Below are 16,855 nucleotides of genomic sequence, written 5' to 3' on the forward strand. Positions count from 1 at the left end.
TTTGATTATGTTACCTGATTCATAAATTTTCTGAATGATAACACAAAAAAAAGATAGGTACTTATCTCTTTGCAATAAGTTAATAAAATCAATTTATCACTTATCTGACAATGAATAGTAGTCTATTTGCGAAAAAAGGGATCATTTTTTACGATAAAACACGTAATAAATTTATTATCACTATCAATGGTTGTTATGTAGATAGTATCGAAATGAAATTATTTATACAGTGCTTTATTGGGTGGATTGATATAATTTTCTTAATAAAGAATGGGATGATGATATACATTAATAGTAATCACGCTGTTAAAACATTCACATTTTATTCTGATTAGCGGGGGTTGAAGAAATAATATAACCCATCCTTGGGTCTAAAAATTATTCGGCGTGGATTATTGGATCATTTTTATAACCTAAAAACCAAACAATCAGACCGATAACACCAATGACTAATCCGGCGATAGAAACACCTGTCCATCCATATTGATGATAAGCATAACCTGATAGTAAAGATCCTAGCGCACCACCAATAAAATAACTTGTCATATAAGCGGCAGTCAGGCGGTTTCTAGCATCAGGTAAAATACGGTATATGGTGCTCTGATTGGTGACATGAACACCCTGAACAGCTAAGTCTAGCAGGACAACGCCAATAATAAAGCTGATGAGCCCAACCCAGTGATAATAAGGTGCAACAATGATAAAACCCCAAGAAAGAAAGAGGATGATTAATCCTACTGTGGTGGTTTTCTTGCCTTTTCCTTTATCTACTAATACACCCGCTTTACCCGCCATTAATGCACCTGCGGCACCTACAAGACCAAATAAACCAATCACGGCATCCGAGTAATTAAAAGGATCAGAAGCCAATAAAAAGGCCATTGAGGTCCACAATAAACCAAAGTGAGCAAAAATAAGAGCACCAACTAATGAGCGAGTTCTTAATACGGGAGTTGTTGCAAATAATTTGAAAATAGAACCTAGCAATTGGAAATAATTTAAGTTGGTTTCACTTTTATAAGTGGGTAAACAGCGCCATAAGGTGATGGCTAACATCGCCAGAAAAATACTGGCTATCCAGAAAATACCCTGCCAATTAGTAAATGACGCCATTAACCCAGATGCGGTTCTCGCCAGTAAGATCCCGAGTAAAAGGCCACTCATAATCGTTCCGACAGCCTTTCCACGTTGATGTGGCGCGGCAAGCGTTGCAGCAAAAGGAACAAGAATTTGAGCTACAACGGAGAACATGCCTGAGAGTGCAGTTCCTATTAACATCACCCAAATATTAGATGCCATGGCGGTAATTAATAGGCCACTTGCTGAAATTAATGTCATGGTAATAATGAGTGAGCGACGTTCAAAAATATCGCCAAGAGGCACTAATAACATTAACCCTATGGCATAACTTAATTGTGCGGTGGTGACAATAAATCCAGCCAAAGTAGCAGATATGTGGAAATAGTTTGCGATTGAATCAAGTAGAGGTTGTGCGTAATAGTTACTGGCAACAACCATACCTGTGGCAACCGCCATAAGTAAAATAAGACCTTTGCTTAGCGATGTTTGTGGTGCGGTGTTTTCCATAATACTCGTAACAAATCATTTGTAAGGTAAATGATAGTAACATGAGTCATTTTTTTGAGAAAAGAATTACTGTGATAGAAATGTTCAATTAATTTGATACAAACCCTTAGAATCTATTTCTATAACATATTGTTTTATATGATAAATAAATATTAGATTTTGCTTGTTAATAACTGAAAAGTGTAAAAAAGAGCATAGCCAAACACCATATCCATTGAATTGAAACGCCAATAACGGCAAAAGAAAATAGGCGTTTAGTCCCTAGCCAACGGGCTTCCATAGTCTGTTTTTGGGGACGTTTAGGAAATAATATAGAGAGACTTTCATCAAAACTAACATCGTCTTGATAACGATAAAGAGCTTGAAAAAAATGGCTATCAAGCCATAAACGAAAAAGATGATATTGCGTAAATAAAAATAAAAGAGAAGCAACAAAGAAAGCCAATTTATTGTGAAAATGAAGGCTAAATACAGGTAATGTGCTTATATAAGGTAACAGTGATAACAGCAGTAAATAGCGCCAACTTCGAGTTAAAGACACAATGACTTTACCACTAGTTTTTGTTGTCAGCATAGTTGCCTCGTTATCTATTTTGTTGGAAACGTGAATACCAAATTTGTAATGCCTCTTGTGTTTCTGAATTTAAAATCACTTGAGGGCGTGTTTGATACACCTGTTTTATTGCGTCTTCCAAAGTATCTACTGTGCCATTGTAAACGAGCCATGCAACCGCAATGGTTGCACTGCGTGAATAGCCTAATTTGCAATGAATATAAACAGTACCTACTTGGCTAAGTTGTTCCATAGACAACATGGCTTTGCTGATATCATCAGGAGATAATGGTAATAAATCGATTTGAGGTTGGGCTAGATAAAGCTGATTTTGGCTAAATTTGTTTCTTGGCCATTCACAGGTTAAATCAAAAACTGCATTCGCTTTTAATTTATAAAGTGGGCGTCCACCTAATAAAATACCTTCGGTTACTAAACTGGGTGTTTGGCAGCGAGTTAAATAATAGCGATAAGTACACCAAGCAAAAAAGCGATAAGGTAATAGGATTATCTGTGCAGAAAGGGGAATTTCACCCTGTGCATTTTTTTGAAAAATAGAAGCTCCAGCCCCTAAATAACCTAAAGTCACAAAAGTTAATGTGATTGCAGGCCAGAGAAAAACCCAAAAGAAACCTTGTAAACCAAAAGATAACAGGTAGAACACCATTGCTGATAATGCATAGTTTTTACCAATACGTAAACTGCGTTTGCTGCCAGTAAAATGCCATTTCCAACGTGAATTTATTGGCAATAAATAACAGATAAATACGCCAACACCAAAGCCTGTAATAATATCAATAAAGTGATGCTGCCATGTTGTCAGTACAGAAACAGCAATAAGCAATGACCATAAATTTAAAAACCATTGCCATGATTTAGGCGTATGTGCGCGAAAACGTAACCAAAGTATCCACAATAAGATAATGTGCAAAGAAGGGGCTTGATTATAAGGTAAATCAAAACCTTCTAATTGGGTAAATAACCAACCAGAAAATCCTTCTGTTGTTGGGCGAATAAAACTAAATTTTAAAGGAAATAATAAAAAACCAGCACAAGCAATAAGAGAGGCCACAATTAAACGTAGTCCATGTATAAATTGTTCTCTCAATGTTGTACAAATAATCAGTGAAATACCATAGGCAATATTCACACTCCAATAAGGAATGATTGTCCAAGGTAAAAAAGGGATCGCTTTTTCCCACGAATAAACAAAAGAAGGAACATCAGATAAAGTGGAAGTGTAAGTGTTAACTTGCATATAAGTTAAATAGAAAAATGGGGCAAGAAACAACTGCCATACAATACCAGCAAGCCAGATATTTTTTCTCGATGATGTTATTTGAGTGTGTTGGGTTCCACCCATACTAAAATTCCTTTCTTTGTTTATGTTTCTATTTTTACAACAACTTAAAACTATCGCTATATGTTGCCATATAGCGATAGCTCAGTTATTGATGGTGCATTCCGTTAGCGACGTTTTGCTATTGATACACTGAAAATACCCCAATGATCAATTTGTTGATCTAACTTCTCAAAACCAGCTTCATTAACTAAAGCATCCATTTCACCTTGACTACGGCAACGCATGATCCAAGGTTGTCCATTTTGGTGACTCGGTAATACACGCGCAATCATTTCAAGTTGGGGGTGCCAAGGTTGACAGGTATAAATTAATAAACCGCCACTTGGTATGGCTTGCGATAGCCCTTTTAAAGACTCTTTTAACAGATGATTTTCAGGGAATAATTCATAGAGCCCGCTGACAATACCTAACGTTGGTGAAGGCGAAATAGTACTCAAGCTTTCTGCATCAAACGCGTTACCTTCTTCAAAACGCACTTTATCTTCTAAGTGACGTTCTTTAATCACCATTCTGCCTTGTTCAACGTTAATAGCGCTATAATCGCGCATTAAAATCGAATCGACCTTACCATAATCATTAACAGCATCAAAAAGATAGCGACCTTGTCCTGCGGCGATATCCATAATATGCACAGGCATATTATTTTGTATTAATTGGCGAATGGCATAACGAATTGTATTTTCAATATTAATTTTTCGTTGGCGAATACCTTGCCAACCAATACTATTTAAATATTGTCTATCAACGACACGACCAAATAAGCCTTTTCCCTGCGGTTGATTACGATAGACATAATCCAGAGTTGATCCAGAATCAAAACCTTTATCGTAACCCAGAGCAACACCTTCAGATGCTTTACCTAAAGTGCTCATAGAACGGCTAAGTATTTTGTAATAAAGTCTTTTTGGACAATATGTAGGAAGAGGGGTTTGTAATGAGCGATAAACATCTGCACTATGGCTCCAAGTATCTTCATGTTGGTAATCATGTTGATAAAGTGGTTGTGCAAATAATTTTTCAATAAAACTGCGCATTTTATTGATAGGGATAACTCTATCTTTCTCACCTAAGGTATCGTGGTAAAAACCCGGCAGGACATGTTTTTCTTTGATTGATGTGTTTAAACGTTTATAGAAAAGATGTTGAGGCTTGGCGTGAACGACATGATCATTGCCTGAAATAAATAACTGTGTTGGTAAAGTAATCGCGTTTGCATCTTCAACAACACGATCTGCTGTTTTATAAAGCTCTAATAAAATATTGACAGCAATAGGGCGAGTGATTAGTGAGTCTTGGTTAAAAGAGTCGATACGACTTTGGTCATGGGTTAGGTATTTCGCTTTCACATACGAATTAACATAAAAAAGCCCGCGAACTTTTTGCATTAAGGCAAGACCTGTACGTGCAAAAGGAACATATAATTTCACTTTAAATGCAGGAGAAGCTAACACCATGCCGCGAATTTTTGGGGCGTAATCGTGTACCCAACCGGTAACTAAAACAGCACCTACACTTTGACCAACAACCAGAATATTCTCCATTGGAATACTATAGTTAGAAGAAACGTAATGAACGAATTCGTCTATATCTTTTATTGATGTTCCCATTGATGGGCTATAACCGCGAGCACCTTCATTTTTACCATGCCCACGAGCATCCCAAGCAAACATTGAAAAATCAGGAAGATCTAACTCATCAACGAGATGAGCAACACGACCTGAGTGCTCATGTCCTCGGTGAAATAAAATAATTGCTTTTGGCTCAGTGGTAATTTGAGCAGGCCAATGACGATAATACAACGGTGTCTTATCGCTGGTGGTAAATTCAGACTCAATCATATTCCTTTGAGTTTGATATTGCGGCTGTTGATTCATAACGATGTATCCTTATCTTTATCTGTCATCGTTGCTTCTTTTAGTGCGCGATGAATTCGGTGATAACAAGTCAACAAAAGTAATAAATTAATAATAATAAAAAGATAATGTGTGCTTTCTGATAATGTCAGTGAGGGGAATAATCCGATAAAAAATGCGATAGTACCAAAAATAAAGGCTCTATCACTTTTTCCCATCGGGCCATCATAACGACGAGAAGCATTAATAGTTTGGGCTAGAACACCTAAGAACTCAGTCATTATCATTAAAAAAAGTGCCAGCATGATCCACCAGTAGGCTTGTGGAAAAATAAAAGCAAAAGGTAGATAGAGTGCAATGTCTGAAATAACATCGCTGGCTTCGTTTAATATCGCCCCAAGCGCACTTTTTTGATTATGTTCTCGTGCAAGCATGCCATCTATGGCATTAAGCGCCATACGAAAAAAGAGGACAAAAGGGAGTAATAAAAATAAACGAGGGGAAGGATAAAGTAAAAGTAACCCACCAACGGCAATGGATAACAGTAAAGCAGAGAGCGTGACCTGATTTGCGGTGATCCCTTTTGTGAATAACTGTTCTACATAAGGGCGCAATAGAGATTGAAATTTTGGTTTTAGGTCATAAATTGTCATGACGCATCCTTGTGTTCAAAAGTGCGTATATTACCTCAAAATTATTATTTTATTATTAGCTGATTTTTATCCCATTGAATATCTTTATTTCAATGGTTTAATTTATTTAAGATTTAAACATAAAACTAATATCTGAAATTTACTTGAATTAATAATTATTTAGCGCCTTAAAAAAGGGAAAATAAGATACGCATAATTGTAATTATCAGACTGTTCCGTGTCTATTTTATTCTTTTTATTTTAAGAATGATTAAATTTTCTTTAGTAATATGTTCGTAATTATAATTAGAGAATAAAATGAGAGGAATGAAATAAGGAATATCAAATACCTTATAGTAACTAATGAAATTAGTTTAATTTATTAAAAATATCATTTTAGATAAAATTTAAATCTAACAAGAGTGTATCAATAGAGTAGTTATCTGTATTGAGTGATAAATGCAAAAAAACTAGATAATGATAATTATTATCATTATCATAATTAGCGCTGTTAGTTACAGCTCTAACCATCTATCAAACTAATAACCATACAAAAAGATACTACTATTATGATCCATTTCTTAGCAAAAAATGATGCTTATCGTCAGGGAATTGGGATATTTTCATTTTCGTCATCAGCGATTGCATTATTATTGACTTCACTCACTTCGTTAAATAGCTATGCAACTGAAAGTGTAAAACCAGAAATAACGACATCCATAAAGTCGGAGAGTCCTGTACAACCAAAATCGAGTGAAAAGATTATTCTTGAACCTATCTATGTATCAGGTGAGCTCAATTCGAGTGTTGATGCAGGAAGTACCGTTCTGACATTAAAAGATATCGACAGAATTCAGCCTAATAATATTGCAGAGCTGGTGGATAAATTACCCGGAATTTCATCATCGGGCTCACCAAGGCCAGGCGGTCAAACATTAAATATCTGGGGGATGGGTAATCCTGAAGATATTAAAATCACCCTTGATGGTACACCTAAAACCTTTGAGAAATATCGCCAAGGTTCAATTTTTATTGATCCTGAATTAATACGTCGTATTGATGTTGATAAAGGGCCTCATAATATTACTCAAGGAAATGGCGGATTTGGTGGTTCAGTGAGAATTGAAACCAAAGATCCCGATGACTTATTATTACCCGATCAGAATATTGGGATGTTTTTAAAATACGGACATCATACTAACGACAGACAAAATCGTTATAGTGGTGCGGTATATGGCAAATTACTTGATGGTCAAGCTGACGGATTATTCTATTTTAACCGTCGTGAAAGTGATGATCTGCGACGCCCTGATGGAACTAAATTTGGCTATTCACAGTCAGACCAAGATTCTTTTTTAATTAAAACGAATATCTATTTAACTGAAGCACAAACATTAACGTTATCAGCATCACGATCAGAAAGTGATGGTTGGACACCTTGGGCGGCTAAACGGGATGAATTAGCTAAACCTAGCCAAGCTGAAGTGGATAAATATGGCTTTGATGCGGCGATGAAACGTAAATTAGTTTATCGTGATCAAAAAGATGACACCTTCAGTGTGAAATGGAATATTCAGCCAATTGATTCTGATCTAATTAATTTAACGCTTACCTACGGTTATTCAAAAACTAAGCAAAACGATAGTCGCCCAGAGACAGCAAGCTCCTATTTTAGCAGCAGTATGGGGAATCAAAGTTGGGTAGATTATCGAAATCATCAAATTGAAATTAAAAATGAAAGCACTATTATGCAAGGTGCTTTAGAGCATAAAGTATTAGTGGGAACACGTTGGCATCGTAATGATCGTGATGTCTTAATGTTTACTCGTGATAAAGCTAAGAATCCAAATTACAACTATGGATATTATGCGCCTCCTTATATGCCAGAAGGTACGCAAACGACAACCAGTTTCTATCTTCAAGATTCGATGAGTTATAGAAACCTGACGATAACACCAGGCGTTCGCTACGATATCGTTAAAAATAAAGGCAAAGGAAGCCGAGCTATCACTTATCAAGATCCGGATCCCTATTATGGCCATGATTATTCGGATGTGACTTATAGCGGGGCAACGCCTCACTTAGGTTTATTATGGAAAATGAATCAGAATTTCAGATTCTTTGGTGATCTAACCTATACATGGCGAGCGCCATTGATTGATGAGCAGTATGAAGTTCAAGGAAGTGTTTCTAGCTTAACGGGAACAAGTCGCCACCTAGATAAAGAAACAGTAAGAGCTGCACGAATTGGTGCAATTGCAGACTTTGAAAGTGTTATTCAGCAAGAAGACCAACTGCAATTAAGAACAACACTGTTTGATACTCGTGGTAAAGACGAAATCTTCCGCCGCCGTGGTGTCTATTGTGAAAGCCAAAAAGTGGATGGGCATAATGGAAATTGTCCGCCTTCAATAGGTAATTACCGTAATTTACCAGGTTACCATATTCAAGGGTTGGAAATTGAAGCCTTTTATAATAGCCCTAATGTATTCGGTCGTTTAGCGTATTCAACAATGAAAGGAAAACGTGACCAATCACCGCGTGATCCGTGGTTTGGTCAAAAAACATGGATTGCAGAGATCCAGCCTGACGCTTTACATGCCACCCTTGGCGTAAAAGTACCAAGTATTAATGTCAATATGGGATGGACGGGCGATTTTATTGGCGCTCAACGCCGCTCGCCAATGGATGCTGATCCTGATGCTGGCTATTGGTCATTACCAAAAAGTAAAGGTTATGCAATCCACGGTTTATTTGCGAATTGGGAACCTTCTTTTATAGATAATACTGAGGTTCGTTTTACAGTCGCAAATTTATTTAACCGTGATTATTACCCTTATTTAGGTGAATCAGTTTCAGGTGTAGGACGTGATTATCGATTTACTGTGGTAAAACGTTTCTAATATTACTGAAAATAAAAACCGCGGCCTTTGGTCACTTAAACAAATAAACCCCATAGATATTATGGGGTTTATTGTCATTTAGAATTCAATACTCAAGATATTGAATTAATAACCGTGTGATGCAGAAGTTGCAATCATTGCCATCATGGTAGTGAAGAAGAAAATAAAGAAAAGAACAGCCATAATGATACTAATAATAAAGTAAATAAAGCCCGCTCTGTTCCATGTTTCTTGCACTTTCATAAAGGTTTCAACAGAATCGTAATCACCATTTTTCCAAGCCCATTCATTCCCTTTAATACCACAGACAAAGATCCAAACAAGATTAAGTAAAGGAACAAGTACTAATAATGGAAGATAAGATTTATTACCAAAACCCCAAATAATATTAAACATGAAAGCACCCCAGTTCCAACGTTTAATTTCTTCAGGTACTGGTTTGTTAGTGTAAGACACAGTTTATTCCTTATTTAAAATAATAAATATAAAAATGAAAATGCCAAAATGGCAACTGGAGAAAGGAATAATCATAATTGAATAAATGAGAGAATGAAAGACAGGTATATCTTTGCCATTAATAAAAAGAATAATCTTAATAATAAAGTTGTATTAAGATCTTTTAATTTTTATATAAACTCGTTTTGCCTAATCACATGTAATTTTAGTTTTTTATAAATAAAAACAGGTCACAATAATGTGACCTGTTTTGTGATAATCTTAATTTAAGATTATTTATTGATTACTTTACAGCAGCCTGAGCTTGTTCAATCCAACCATCAAAGGTTTTTTGATGTGCTTTGATCCATGCATTAGCATGATGTTCAATATCTGCTTGTGATTTTTGACCATTATGCATACGCAAGTTTTGCGCATTAATATCGGCAACAGACACTTTCATGACTTCAAAGAGTTTTGCCGCAGCGGGATTTTCTTCAGCCCATTTTTTATTTGCTGCAATATGCATAGTACTTGGTGGAAAGCCGTAGTTTTTACCATTTGCTAATGTGGTATCGGTTTTATCATCACCTGGTAACGAAGAGAAGGGGACTTGTAACCAAACAACATCTTTACCCGGTTTTAATACATCACTTATCCAGTAAGGCGTCCATGTGTAATAAAAAATGGGTTTGCCTTCTTTATAGCGAGTAATGGTATCTGCCATCATTGCCGCGTAATTGCCTTGGTTATGTGTAACAGATTTTTCTAATCCATAGGCTTTTAAGTGGTTGTTGATCGCTTCTTCACAACCCCATCCCGGATTACAACCTGTTAAATCAGCTTTGCCATCACCATTGGCATCAAATAATTTGGCAATTTTAGGATCTTTTAATTGCTCAATATTCGTAATGTTATATTTCTCTGCTGTTTTTTTATCAATCAAGTAACCTTGAGCTGCATTAACGACATAATCCCCTTTACGATAAAAGGTATTATCACCTCCTGCCGCTGCATATTGTGAATTATGAAGAGGAACCCAACTGACTGCCATAAAAGTTGCATCACCATTGGCGATAGAGGAATAAGCAACGTTATAGTCAACTTCTTTAATTGGCTGAACAGTGTAACCTAATTGTTCTAGTGCTTTATTGACGATTAAAGTTTGAAAGGTTTCTTCAGAAATCGTACTTTGCACGGGTTGAACCGAAATCCCTTTTCCAGGTAAATCAGCAGCGGATAACTGGGTGCTTATCAGTGTGGCGGACAATACTGTTGCCCAGATAACTGGATTACGCATAGTTTTTCCTTCTGTTGTGATGGTAAGAGATAAATAGCGACAGCGAACTGTCGCCTCTATTTCTTGTATTGATTGAACGTGTTGTTCTTTATTGATTTTTGATACTGATTTTTAATAAATAGTGAAAATATTTATTACGATGCTTTTTTGCCAAAGAGTCGACAAATTAAACCGATAGGTCCTGTCATATACCAGCATCGATTGCCTTTATGACGGCTGTTTTGACCTAAAGATTGTGTTAATCGGTCAAGAATAATGGCGAGGATAACAATACCTGCACCTCCTACGGCAGCAAGTCCCATATCAAGGCGACCTATACCGCGTAATACCATTTGACCTAATCCACCAACGGCTATCATTGATGCAATAACAACCATTGAAAGTGCTAACATCAGTGTTTGGTTTACACCAGCCATAATCGTTGGCATGGCGAGTGGCAATTGCACTTTAAACAGCATTTGACGAGGATTTGCACCAAATGATTGTGCTGCTTCAATTAAATCTTCAGGAACTTGTTTGATCCCTAAAATAGTCAATCTCACAATAGGAGGTAAGGCAAAAATAATGGTGACCACAACGCCGGGTACGTTACCAATACCAAACAGCATGACAATAGGTACTAAGTAGACAAACGCAGGTGTTGTCTGCATTGCATCCAGTAAAGGCCGAACAATTTTGGATGCTCTATCACTGTTAGCTAACCATATTCCTAATGGGAGCCCGATAATAAGACAAAACAGTAATGAAGTGAGTACCAATGCAAGGGTAACCATCGCTTCAGACCAAGCACCAATAGCACCAATTAATATTAATGAGATAAAAGAAGCAGCACCCATGACTTTGCCTGAAAGTTGCCATGCAATCAGAGAAAACAGAATAATGGCGATAGGTGCTGGCATTGAGGTTAAGAAATTTTCAAAACCACTTAATACCAAATCAACCGGTACACGAATACCTTGGAAAACAGGGCGAAAGTGCAACACAATCCAGTCAATCGCTTCGGTAACCCATGAATCTAATGGGATCAGCGTATTGTGAAATGGGTCCATGAGATTGAATGAATCGGGTGCGACATCCGTCGGTGCGGCATCTAGCCAATCACTGCCAGCGGATGAGGTGTCAATATTTTCAGTACCACTTCCTGCACCCCACGGATCGACGTCTGTTGTACTGGTGTCTGTTGTTGCCCAAGGATCATCATTTACGTGATTGGTTGTCTCTTGTGCAGTTTCGTTTGTCGCAGTCTCTTGGATCTTTGTATCCAAAGCTGTATTTTGATCTGTTGTATTACTCATTTGGCGTCTCCTTATCCAGTGCTTGTAGTAACATTCCTTTAGAAATTAAGCCGATATAACGGTTTTTTTCATCAATAACAGGAATTGCACAGGGAGATTGTGCAACCGTTGAAATCAGCTCGTTTAACGGTGTATCACCATTAATGGCACAAGGCTCAGGTAAAATAGCTGACTCAATAGGTTGTTTATTCTTCAGCGCCTCTTCAAGAGACATAACGGAAACAATACCAACAAATTTTCTTCCTCGTTCAATGAGATAGCCAAAGTTTCTATCTTCATCTTCGAGCACTTTTAATGCAGAGCGAGGACCAAAACCAGGTGCAACATGCAGTAAGGTTTCTGGGCGACGTTTGGCTATATCTTTTGCACTAAATACGTGACTAATATCAACACCACGGAAAAACGTGCGCACATAATCATTTGCTGGATTGTTGAGTATCTCATCTGGTGTTCCCGTTTGGACAACAACGCCACCTTGCATAATGGCAATTCGATCACCAATACGCATCGCTTCATCCAAATCATGAGAGATAAATACAATGGTTCGCTGCTTATCGCCTTGTAAGCTCAATAACTCATCTTGCATTTCAGTACGAATTAACGGATCAAGTGCTGAAAAAGCTTCATCCATTAACAAAATATCAGGATCATTAGCAAGCGCACGTGCAAGGCCGATACGTTGACGCATCCCACCAGAAAGCTCATCAGGCCAAGAGTTTGCGTAACTACCCAAGTTGACTTGCTCTAAGGCATCCATCGCTTTTTTATAACGCTCGTCTTTGCTTAACCCCGCGAGATCCATTCCAAATGCAGTGTTATCAAGCACATTCATATGAGGCATCAATGCAAATGATTGAAACACCATACTGATTTTTTTACGACGAACTTGTCGTAATTCTTTATCTGACATGGTGGCAATATTTTCACCATCAATAAGCACCTCTCCCTTTGTCGGAGAGATCAGACGATTGAGAAGGCGGACTAGAGTGGATTTACCTGAACCAGATAAACCCATGATGACAAATATTTCGCCTTCTTCAATTGCCAGATTTGCATTTTGAACGCCCACCGTAAGCCCTGTTTTATCAAAAATCTGATCTTTATTCATACCTGATTCTAATAATTCAAAAGCGCGTTTAGGGTGCTCGCCAAATACCTTGTAGAGATTTTTTACTTCGAGTTTAATTGCCATGCAATATAGTGTTTCCTATTTAAATATTGAAAGGAATAAATTAAATATTAATATATAAGGGTTGTTATTTTCCTAAATAAGATTTTTAGTAAGGGAAATACCCTACCATAATGATTGAGTCTGACAACCCTATGTTAATTATAATTAATTAAATAATTTGGCTGTATTTTCTTTATTTTTAATATGATTAATAATTAAATAAAGTGAAATAAATAAAATTTATTAAAAGAGATATTATCTTCTAACTAACTGAAATAACTTTGTTTTTAGAGATATTATTATTTTGATTAGGATCTCAATAAAAATGGAGACTCAATATCGGAATAGAAGGGGAAAAGAGATGAAAATTAAATGAAAAAAAATCACAATACATTAGTTAAATTAATATTTGTTACCCTATAATAAGCGCTATCTACTCAATATAAGCTAAAATCATTCGAAAAAAATTGATTTTTTGACAATATTGAACGGCAAAAATCAATCAATTAGATTGTTTAGTGAACAAATAAAAATACACCAAAAAATAGTCTATATTTTTCAGTGTATTATGTTTTATATGTGATACATAATTAAATTGAATGCATTGTGTTATTTATCTTAACTTCAACTAGGCTAATAAACCTTAAAAATCCCAATCATCGTCTTCCGTGTTAATGGTTTTTCCAATAACATAAGATGAACCTGAACCAGAGAAGAAATCGTGATTTTCATTTGCATCTGGTGATAATGAAGAAAGAATTGCAGGACTGACATCAGTTATTTCATCAGGGAATAAAGCTTCATACCCTAAATTCATTAATGCTTTATTTGCATTATAATGAAGAAATTTTTTGACATCTTCTGTCCAACCTACAGTGTCGTAAAGATCTTCGGTATATTTCACTTCATTGTCATATAAATCTAATAATAATGAGAAAGCAAAATCTTTAATATCTTGTTTTTCTAATTCTGATTTATTTAATAACTGATTTTGAAATTTGTAGCCAATGTAATAACCATGAACGGCTTCATCCCTAATAATAAGACGAATTAAATCGGCTGTATTGGTTAATTTTCCTCGGCTTGACCAATACATTGGTAAATAGAATCCTGAATAAAATAAAAAGGATTCTAAAAAGACGCTGGCGATTTTTTTCTTTAAAGGATCTTTATCTTGATAATAACGCAAAATAATTTCTGCTTTCTTTTGTAAGTAAGGATTTTCCTCACTCCAACGGTATGCCTCATCGACATCGGTTGTTAAGCAGAGTGTAGAAAATATCGAACTGTAAGAGCGAGCATGAACCGCTTCCATAAAACAGATATTAGATAATACTGCTTCTTCATGAGGCGTGAGTGCATCAGGCATTAAAGTAGGTGCGCCTACGGTGTTTTGGATCGTATCAAGCAAAGTTAGCCCTGTGAAAACACGGATCGTCAGTTTTTTTTCAGCTTGAGTCAGCGTGTTCCATGAAGGAATATCATTAGAGAGTGGAATTTTTTCAGGTAACCAAAAATTCATGGTTAAACGGTTCCAAACTTCTAAATCTTTTTCATCTTCAATGCGATTCCAGTTAATCGCATTAACGTGGCTTAATAAAGGTGATGACATGCTATGTTCTCCTTATTGTTATTATTAAAGTGCGCACGAAACACAGCCTTTGATTTCAGTACCTGCTAATGCAGATTGTCGAATACGAATGTAATACAAGGTTTTAATACCTTTACGCCATGCGTAAATTTGCGCTTTGTTGATATCTCTTGTTGTGGCTTCATCAGAAAAGAACAACGTCAGTGATAATCCTTGATCGATATGTTGTGAAGCTTCGGCATAGGTATCGATAATTTTCTCAGCTCCAATTTCATATGCATCTTGATAATATTGACGGTTTTCATTGGTCATAAAGGGAGCAGGGTAATAAACTCGCCCAATCTTACCTTCTTTTCTGATCTCTATTGGCGCGGCAATAGGATGAATACTTGATGTAGAATGGTTTATATAGGAAATAGACCCTGTCGGTGGTATTGCTTGTAAGTTTTGATTATAGATCCCATGCGTCATAATAGATTGCTTGAGAGTCTGCCAATCTTCCTGTGTTGGAATATGAATATTAGATTGGCTAAATAGCTGGTGGACTTTTTGAGTTTTAGGCAACCACTGTTGTGATATATATTTATTAAAATATTCACCCGTTGCGTATTTTGAATTTTCAAAACCTTTAAAGTGCTGCTTTTTCTTAATCGCTAATTGATTTGAAGCTAATAACGCATAGTAAGTGACGGTATAAAAATAGATATTAGTAAAATCTAACGCTTCCTCAGAGCCATAATAAATCCCTTCACGGGCTAAGTAGCCATGTAAATTCATTTGTCCTAAACCAATGGCATGAGAAGCGAGATTACCTTTTTCAATAGAAGGAACGGACTCAATTTTCGTCATTTCAGAGACATTACTTAATGCCCTAATTGCAGTGCTGACGGTATGTGCAAAGTTAGGTGAGTCCATTGCCATAGCAATATTCATAGAACCTAAGTTACAACTGATATCATGACCGATATGGCGATAACTTAAGTCAGGGTGATACTCACTTGCGCTGTTGACTTGTAAGATTTCAGAGCAAAGATTGCTCATGTTAATTCTACCAGCGATAGGATTGGCGCGATTTACTGCATCTTCAAACATGATATAAGGATAGCCAGATTCAAATTGAATTTCGGCAAGTGTTTGGAAAAACTCTCTCGCTTTAATTTTTTTCTTACGAATTTGCGCGTTATTCACCATTTCACTGTATTTTTCACTAATACTGATCTCTGACATAGGTACGCCATAAACACGCTGTACATCATAAGGTGAGAAGAGATACATATCTTCATTGCGTTTCGCTAATTCAAAAGTGATATCAGGGATAACAACGCCTAAAGAGAGGGTTTTTATTCGCACTTTTTCATCCGCATTTTCTCTTTTTGTATCAAGAAAATGGTAAATATCTGGATGATGTGCATGAAGATAAACAGCACCAGCTCCTTGCCTTGCGCCTAACTGATTGGCATAGGAAAAAGCATCTTCAAGCATCTTCATAACAGGAACAACGCCAGAAGATTGATTCTCTATACGTTTAATTGGGGCACCAGCTTCACGTAAATTAGTCAGCAAAAATGCAACGCCACCGCCACGTTTAGAAAGTTGTAATGCGGAATTTACCGATCGACCGATAGACTCCATATTATCTTCTATACGCAGCAGAAAGCAGGAAACCAATTCACCACGCTGTTGCTTTCCACAATTTAAAAAAGTCGGTGTTGCGGGTTGAAAACGGCCACTAATGATTTCATCAACAAGATGAAGTGCAAGATCAGTATCACCCTGTGCAAGCGTGAGAGCCACCATGCAAACGCGATCTTCATAGCGCTCAAGGTAGCGCTCGCCATCAAATGTTTTTAAGGTGTAACTGGTGTAATACTTAAAAGCGCCAAGGAACGATTGAAAGCGAAACTTTTTGCTATAAGCATGTTTGAATAGCTGTTTGATAAAGGCAAATTCATACTGTTCTAACACTTGAGCTTCGTAATAGTGTTGTTGAACTAAGAATTCTAATTTTTCTCTTAGATCATGAAAAAATACTGTGTTTTGATTTACATGCTGACGAAAAAAATGGTGTGTCGCTAATTTGTCTTTATCAAACTGAATATTACCTTGATCATCATAGAGATTTAGCATGGCATTCAATGCATGGTAATCCAGTTGTTCTGTTGATTGTGTCAT

Annotated in this window: 12 protein-coding genes; 1 reads left to right on the forward strand and 11 read right to left on the reverse strand. The window is 36.6% G+C overall.

Going from position 1 to position 16,855, the window contains the following annotated elements; translation table 11 throughout:
- Window positions 1-378: 378 nt before the first annotated feature.
- The 5 genes from F1325_RS04795 to F1325_RS04815 all read right to left on the reverse strand — a co-directional run bounded on the left by F1325_RS04795 (window position 379) and on the right by F1325_RS04815 (window position 6,009).
- Window positions 379-1,587, reverse strand: coding sequence for an MFS transporter (locus F1325_RS04795; RefSeq protein ID WP_109374061.1), 1,209 nt, complete (start codon window positions 1,585-1,587; stop codon window positions 379-381).
- A gap of 166 nt (window positions 1,588-1,753) precedes the next feature.
- Window positions 1,754-2,161, reverse strand: a complete 408-nt coding sequence (locus F1325_RS04800) for a hypothetical protein (protein ID WP_160230057.1) — start codon at window positions 2,159-2,161, stop codon at window positions 1,754-1,756.
- Between the two features lie 10 nt (window positions 2,162-2,171).
- On the reverse strand, window positions 2,172-3,503 hold the full coding sequence (locus tag F1325_RS04805; RefSeq protein WP_109374063.1) for a phosphatase PAP2/dual specificity phosphatase family protein: 1,332 nt from the start codon (window positions 3,501-3,503) through the stop codon (window positions 2,172-2,174).
- Between the two features lie 104 nt (window positions 3,504-3,607).
- Window positions 3,608-5,377, reverse strand: coding sequence for a bifunctional alpha/beta hydrolase/class I SAM-dependent methyltransferase (locus F1325_RS04810; protein ID WP_160230058.1), 1,770 nt, complete (start codon window positions 5,375-5,377; stop codon window positions 3,608-3,610).
- Entirely contained in the window at window positions 5,374-6,009 is a 636-nt protein-coding gene (locus tag F1325_RS04815; protein ID WP_109374065.1) for a CDP-alcohol phosphatidyltransferase family protein, read from the reverse strand. The genes F1325_RS04810 and F1325_RS04815 overlap by 4 nt, the downstream gene beginning before the upstream one ends.
- A 548-nt stretch (window positions 6,010-6,557) precedes the next feature.
- Here F1325_RS04815 and F1325_RS04820 point away from each other — a divergent pair.
- Complete coding sequence (locus F1325_RS04820) at window positions 6,558-8,891, forward strand: TonB-dependent hemoglobin/transferrin/lactoferrin family receptor (protein ID WP_109374066.1); 2,334 nt, start codon at window positions 6,558-6,560, stop codon at window positions 8,889-8,891.
- Between the two features lie 105 nt (window positions 8,892-8,996).
- Here the strand turns inward: F1325_RS04820 and F1325_RS04825 are convergent, their stop codons facing one another.
- From F1325_RS04825 to nrdE, 6 genes are all read right to left on the reverse strand, one after another.
- A complete protein-coding gene (locus F1325_RS04825) occupies window positions 8,997-9,347 on the reverse strand; it encodes a ribonuclease G (RefSeq protein WP_109374067.1) in 351 nt (116 codons plus the stop codon).
- Between the two features lie 283 nt (window positions 9,348-9,630).
- Window positions 9,631-10,626, reverse strand: a complete 996-nt coding sequence (proX, locus tag F1325_RS04830; protein ID WP_160230059.1) for a glycine betaine/L-proline ABC transporter substrate-binding protein ProX — start codon at window positions 10,624-10,626, stop codon at window positions 9,631-9,633.
- A 134-nt stretch (window positions 10,627-10,760) separates the two neighbouring features.
- Window positions 10,761-11,921 (reverse strand): glycine betaine/L-proline ABC transporter permease ProW, encoded by a 1,161-nt coding sequence (proW, locus tag F1325_RS04835; RefSeq protein WP_109374069.1) that lies wholly within the window; start codon window positions 11,919-11,921, stop codon window positions 10,761-10,763.
- Entirely contained in the window at window positions 11,914-13,113 is a 1,200-nt protein-coding gene (gene proV / locus F1325_RS04840) for a glycine betaine/L-proline ABC transporter ATP-binding protein ProV (protein ID WP_109374070.1), read from the reverse strand. The genes proW and proV overlap by 8 nt, the downstream gene beginning before the upstream one ends.
- 622 nt (window positions 13,114-13,735) lie before the next feature.
- Window positions 13,736-14,704, reverse strand: coding sequence for a class 1b ribonucleoside-diphosphate reductase subunit beta (gene nrdF, locus F1325_RS04845; RefSeq protein ID WP_109374071.1), 969 nt, complete (start codon window positions 14,702-14,704; stop codon window positions 13,736-13,738).
- A gap of 24 nt (window positions 14,705-14,728) precedes the next feature.
- Window positions 14,729-16,855 carry a class 1b ribonucleoside-diphosphate reductase subunit alpha gene (gene nrdE / locus F1325_RS04850; RefSeq protein WP_160230060.1) on the reverse strand — a complete coding sequence of 709 codons (2,127 nt, stop codon included), beginning with the start codon at window positions 16,853-16,855 and terminating at the stop codon, window positions 14,729-14,731.

Origin of the sequence: Proteus columbae (genome assembly GCF_009914335.1) — a bacterium.
In the GTDB taxonomy this organism is placed as follows: Bacteria; Pseudomonadota; Gammaproteobacteria; order Enterobacterales; family Enterobacteriaceae; genus Proteus.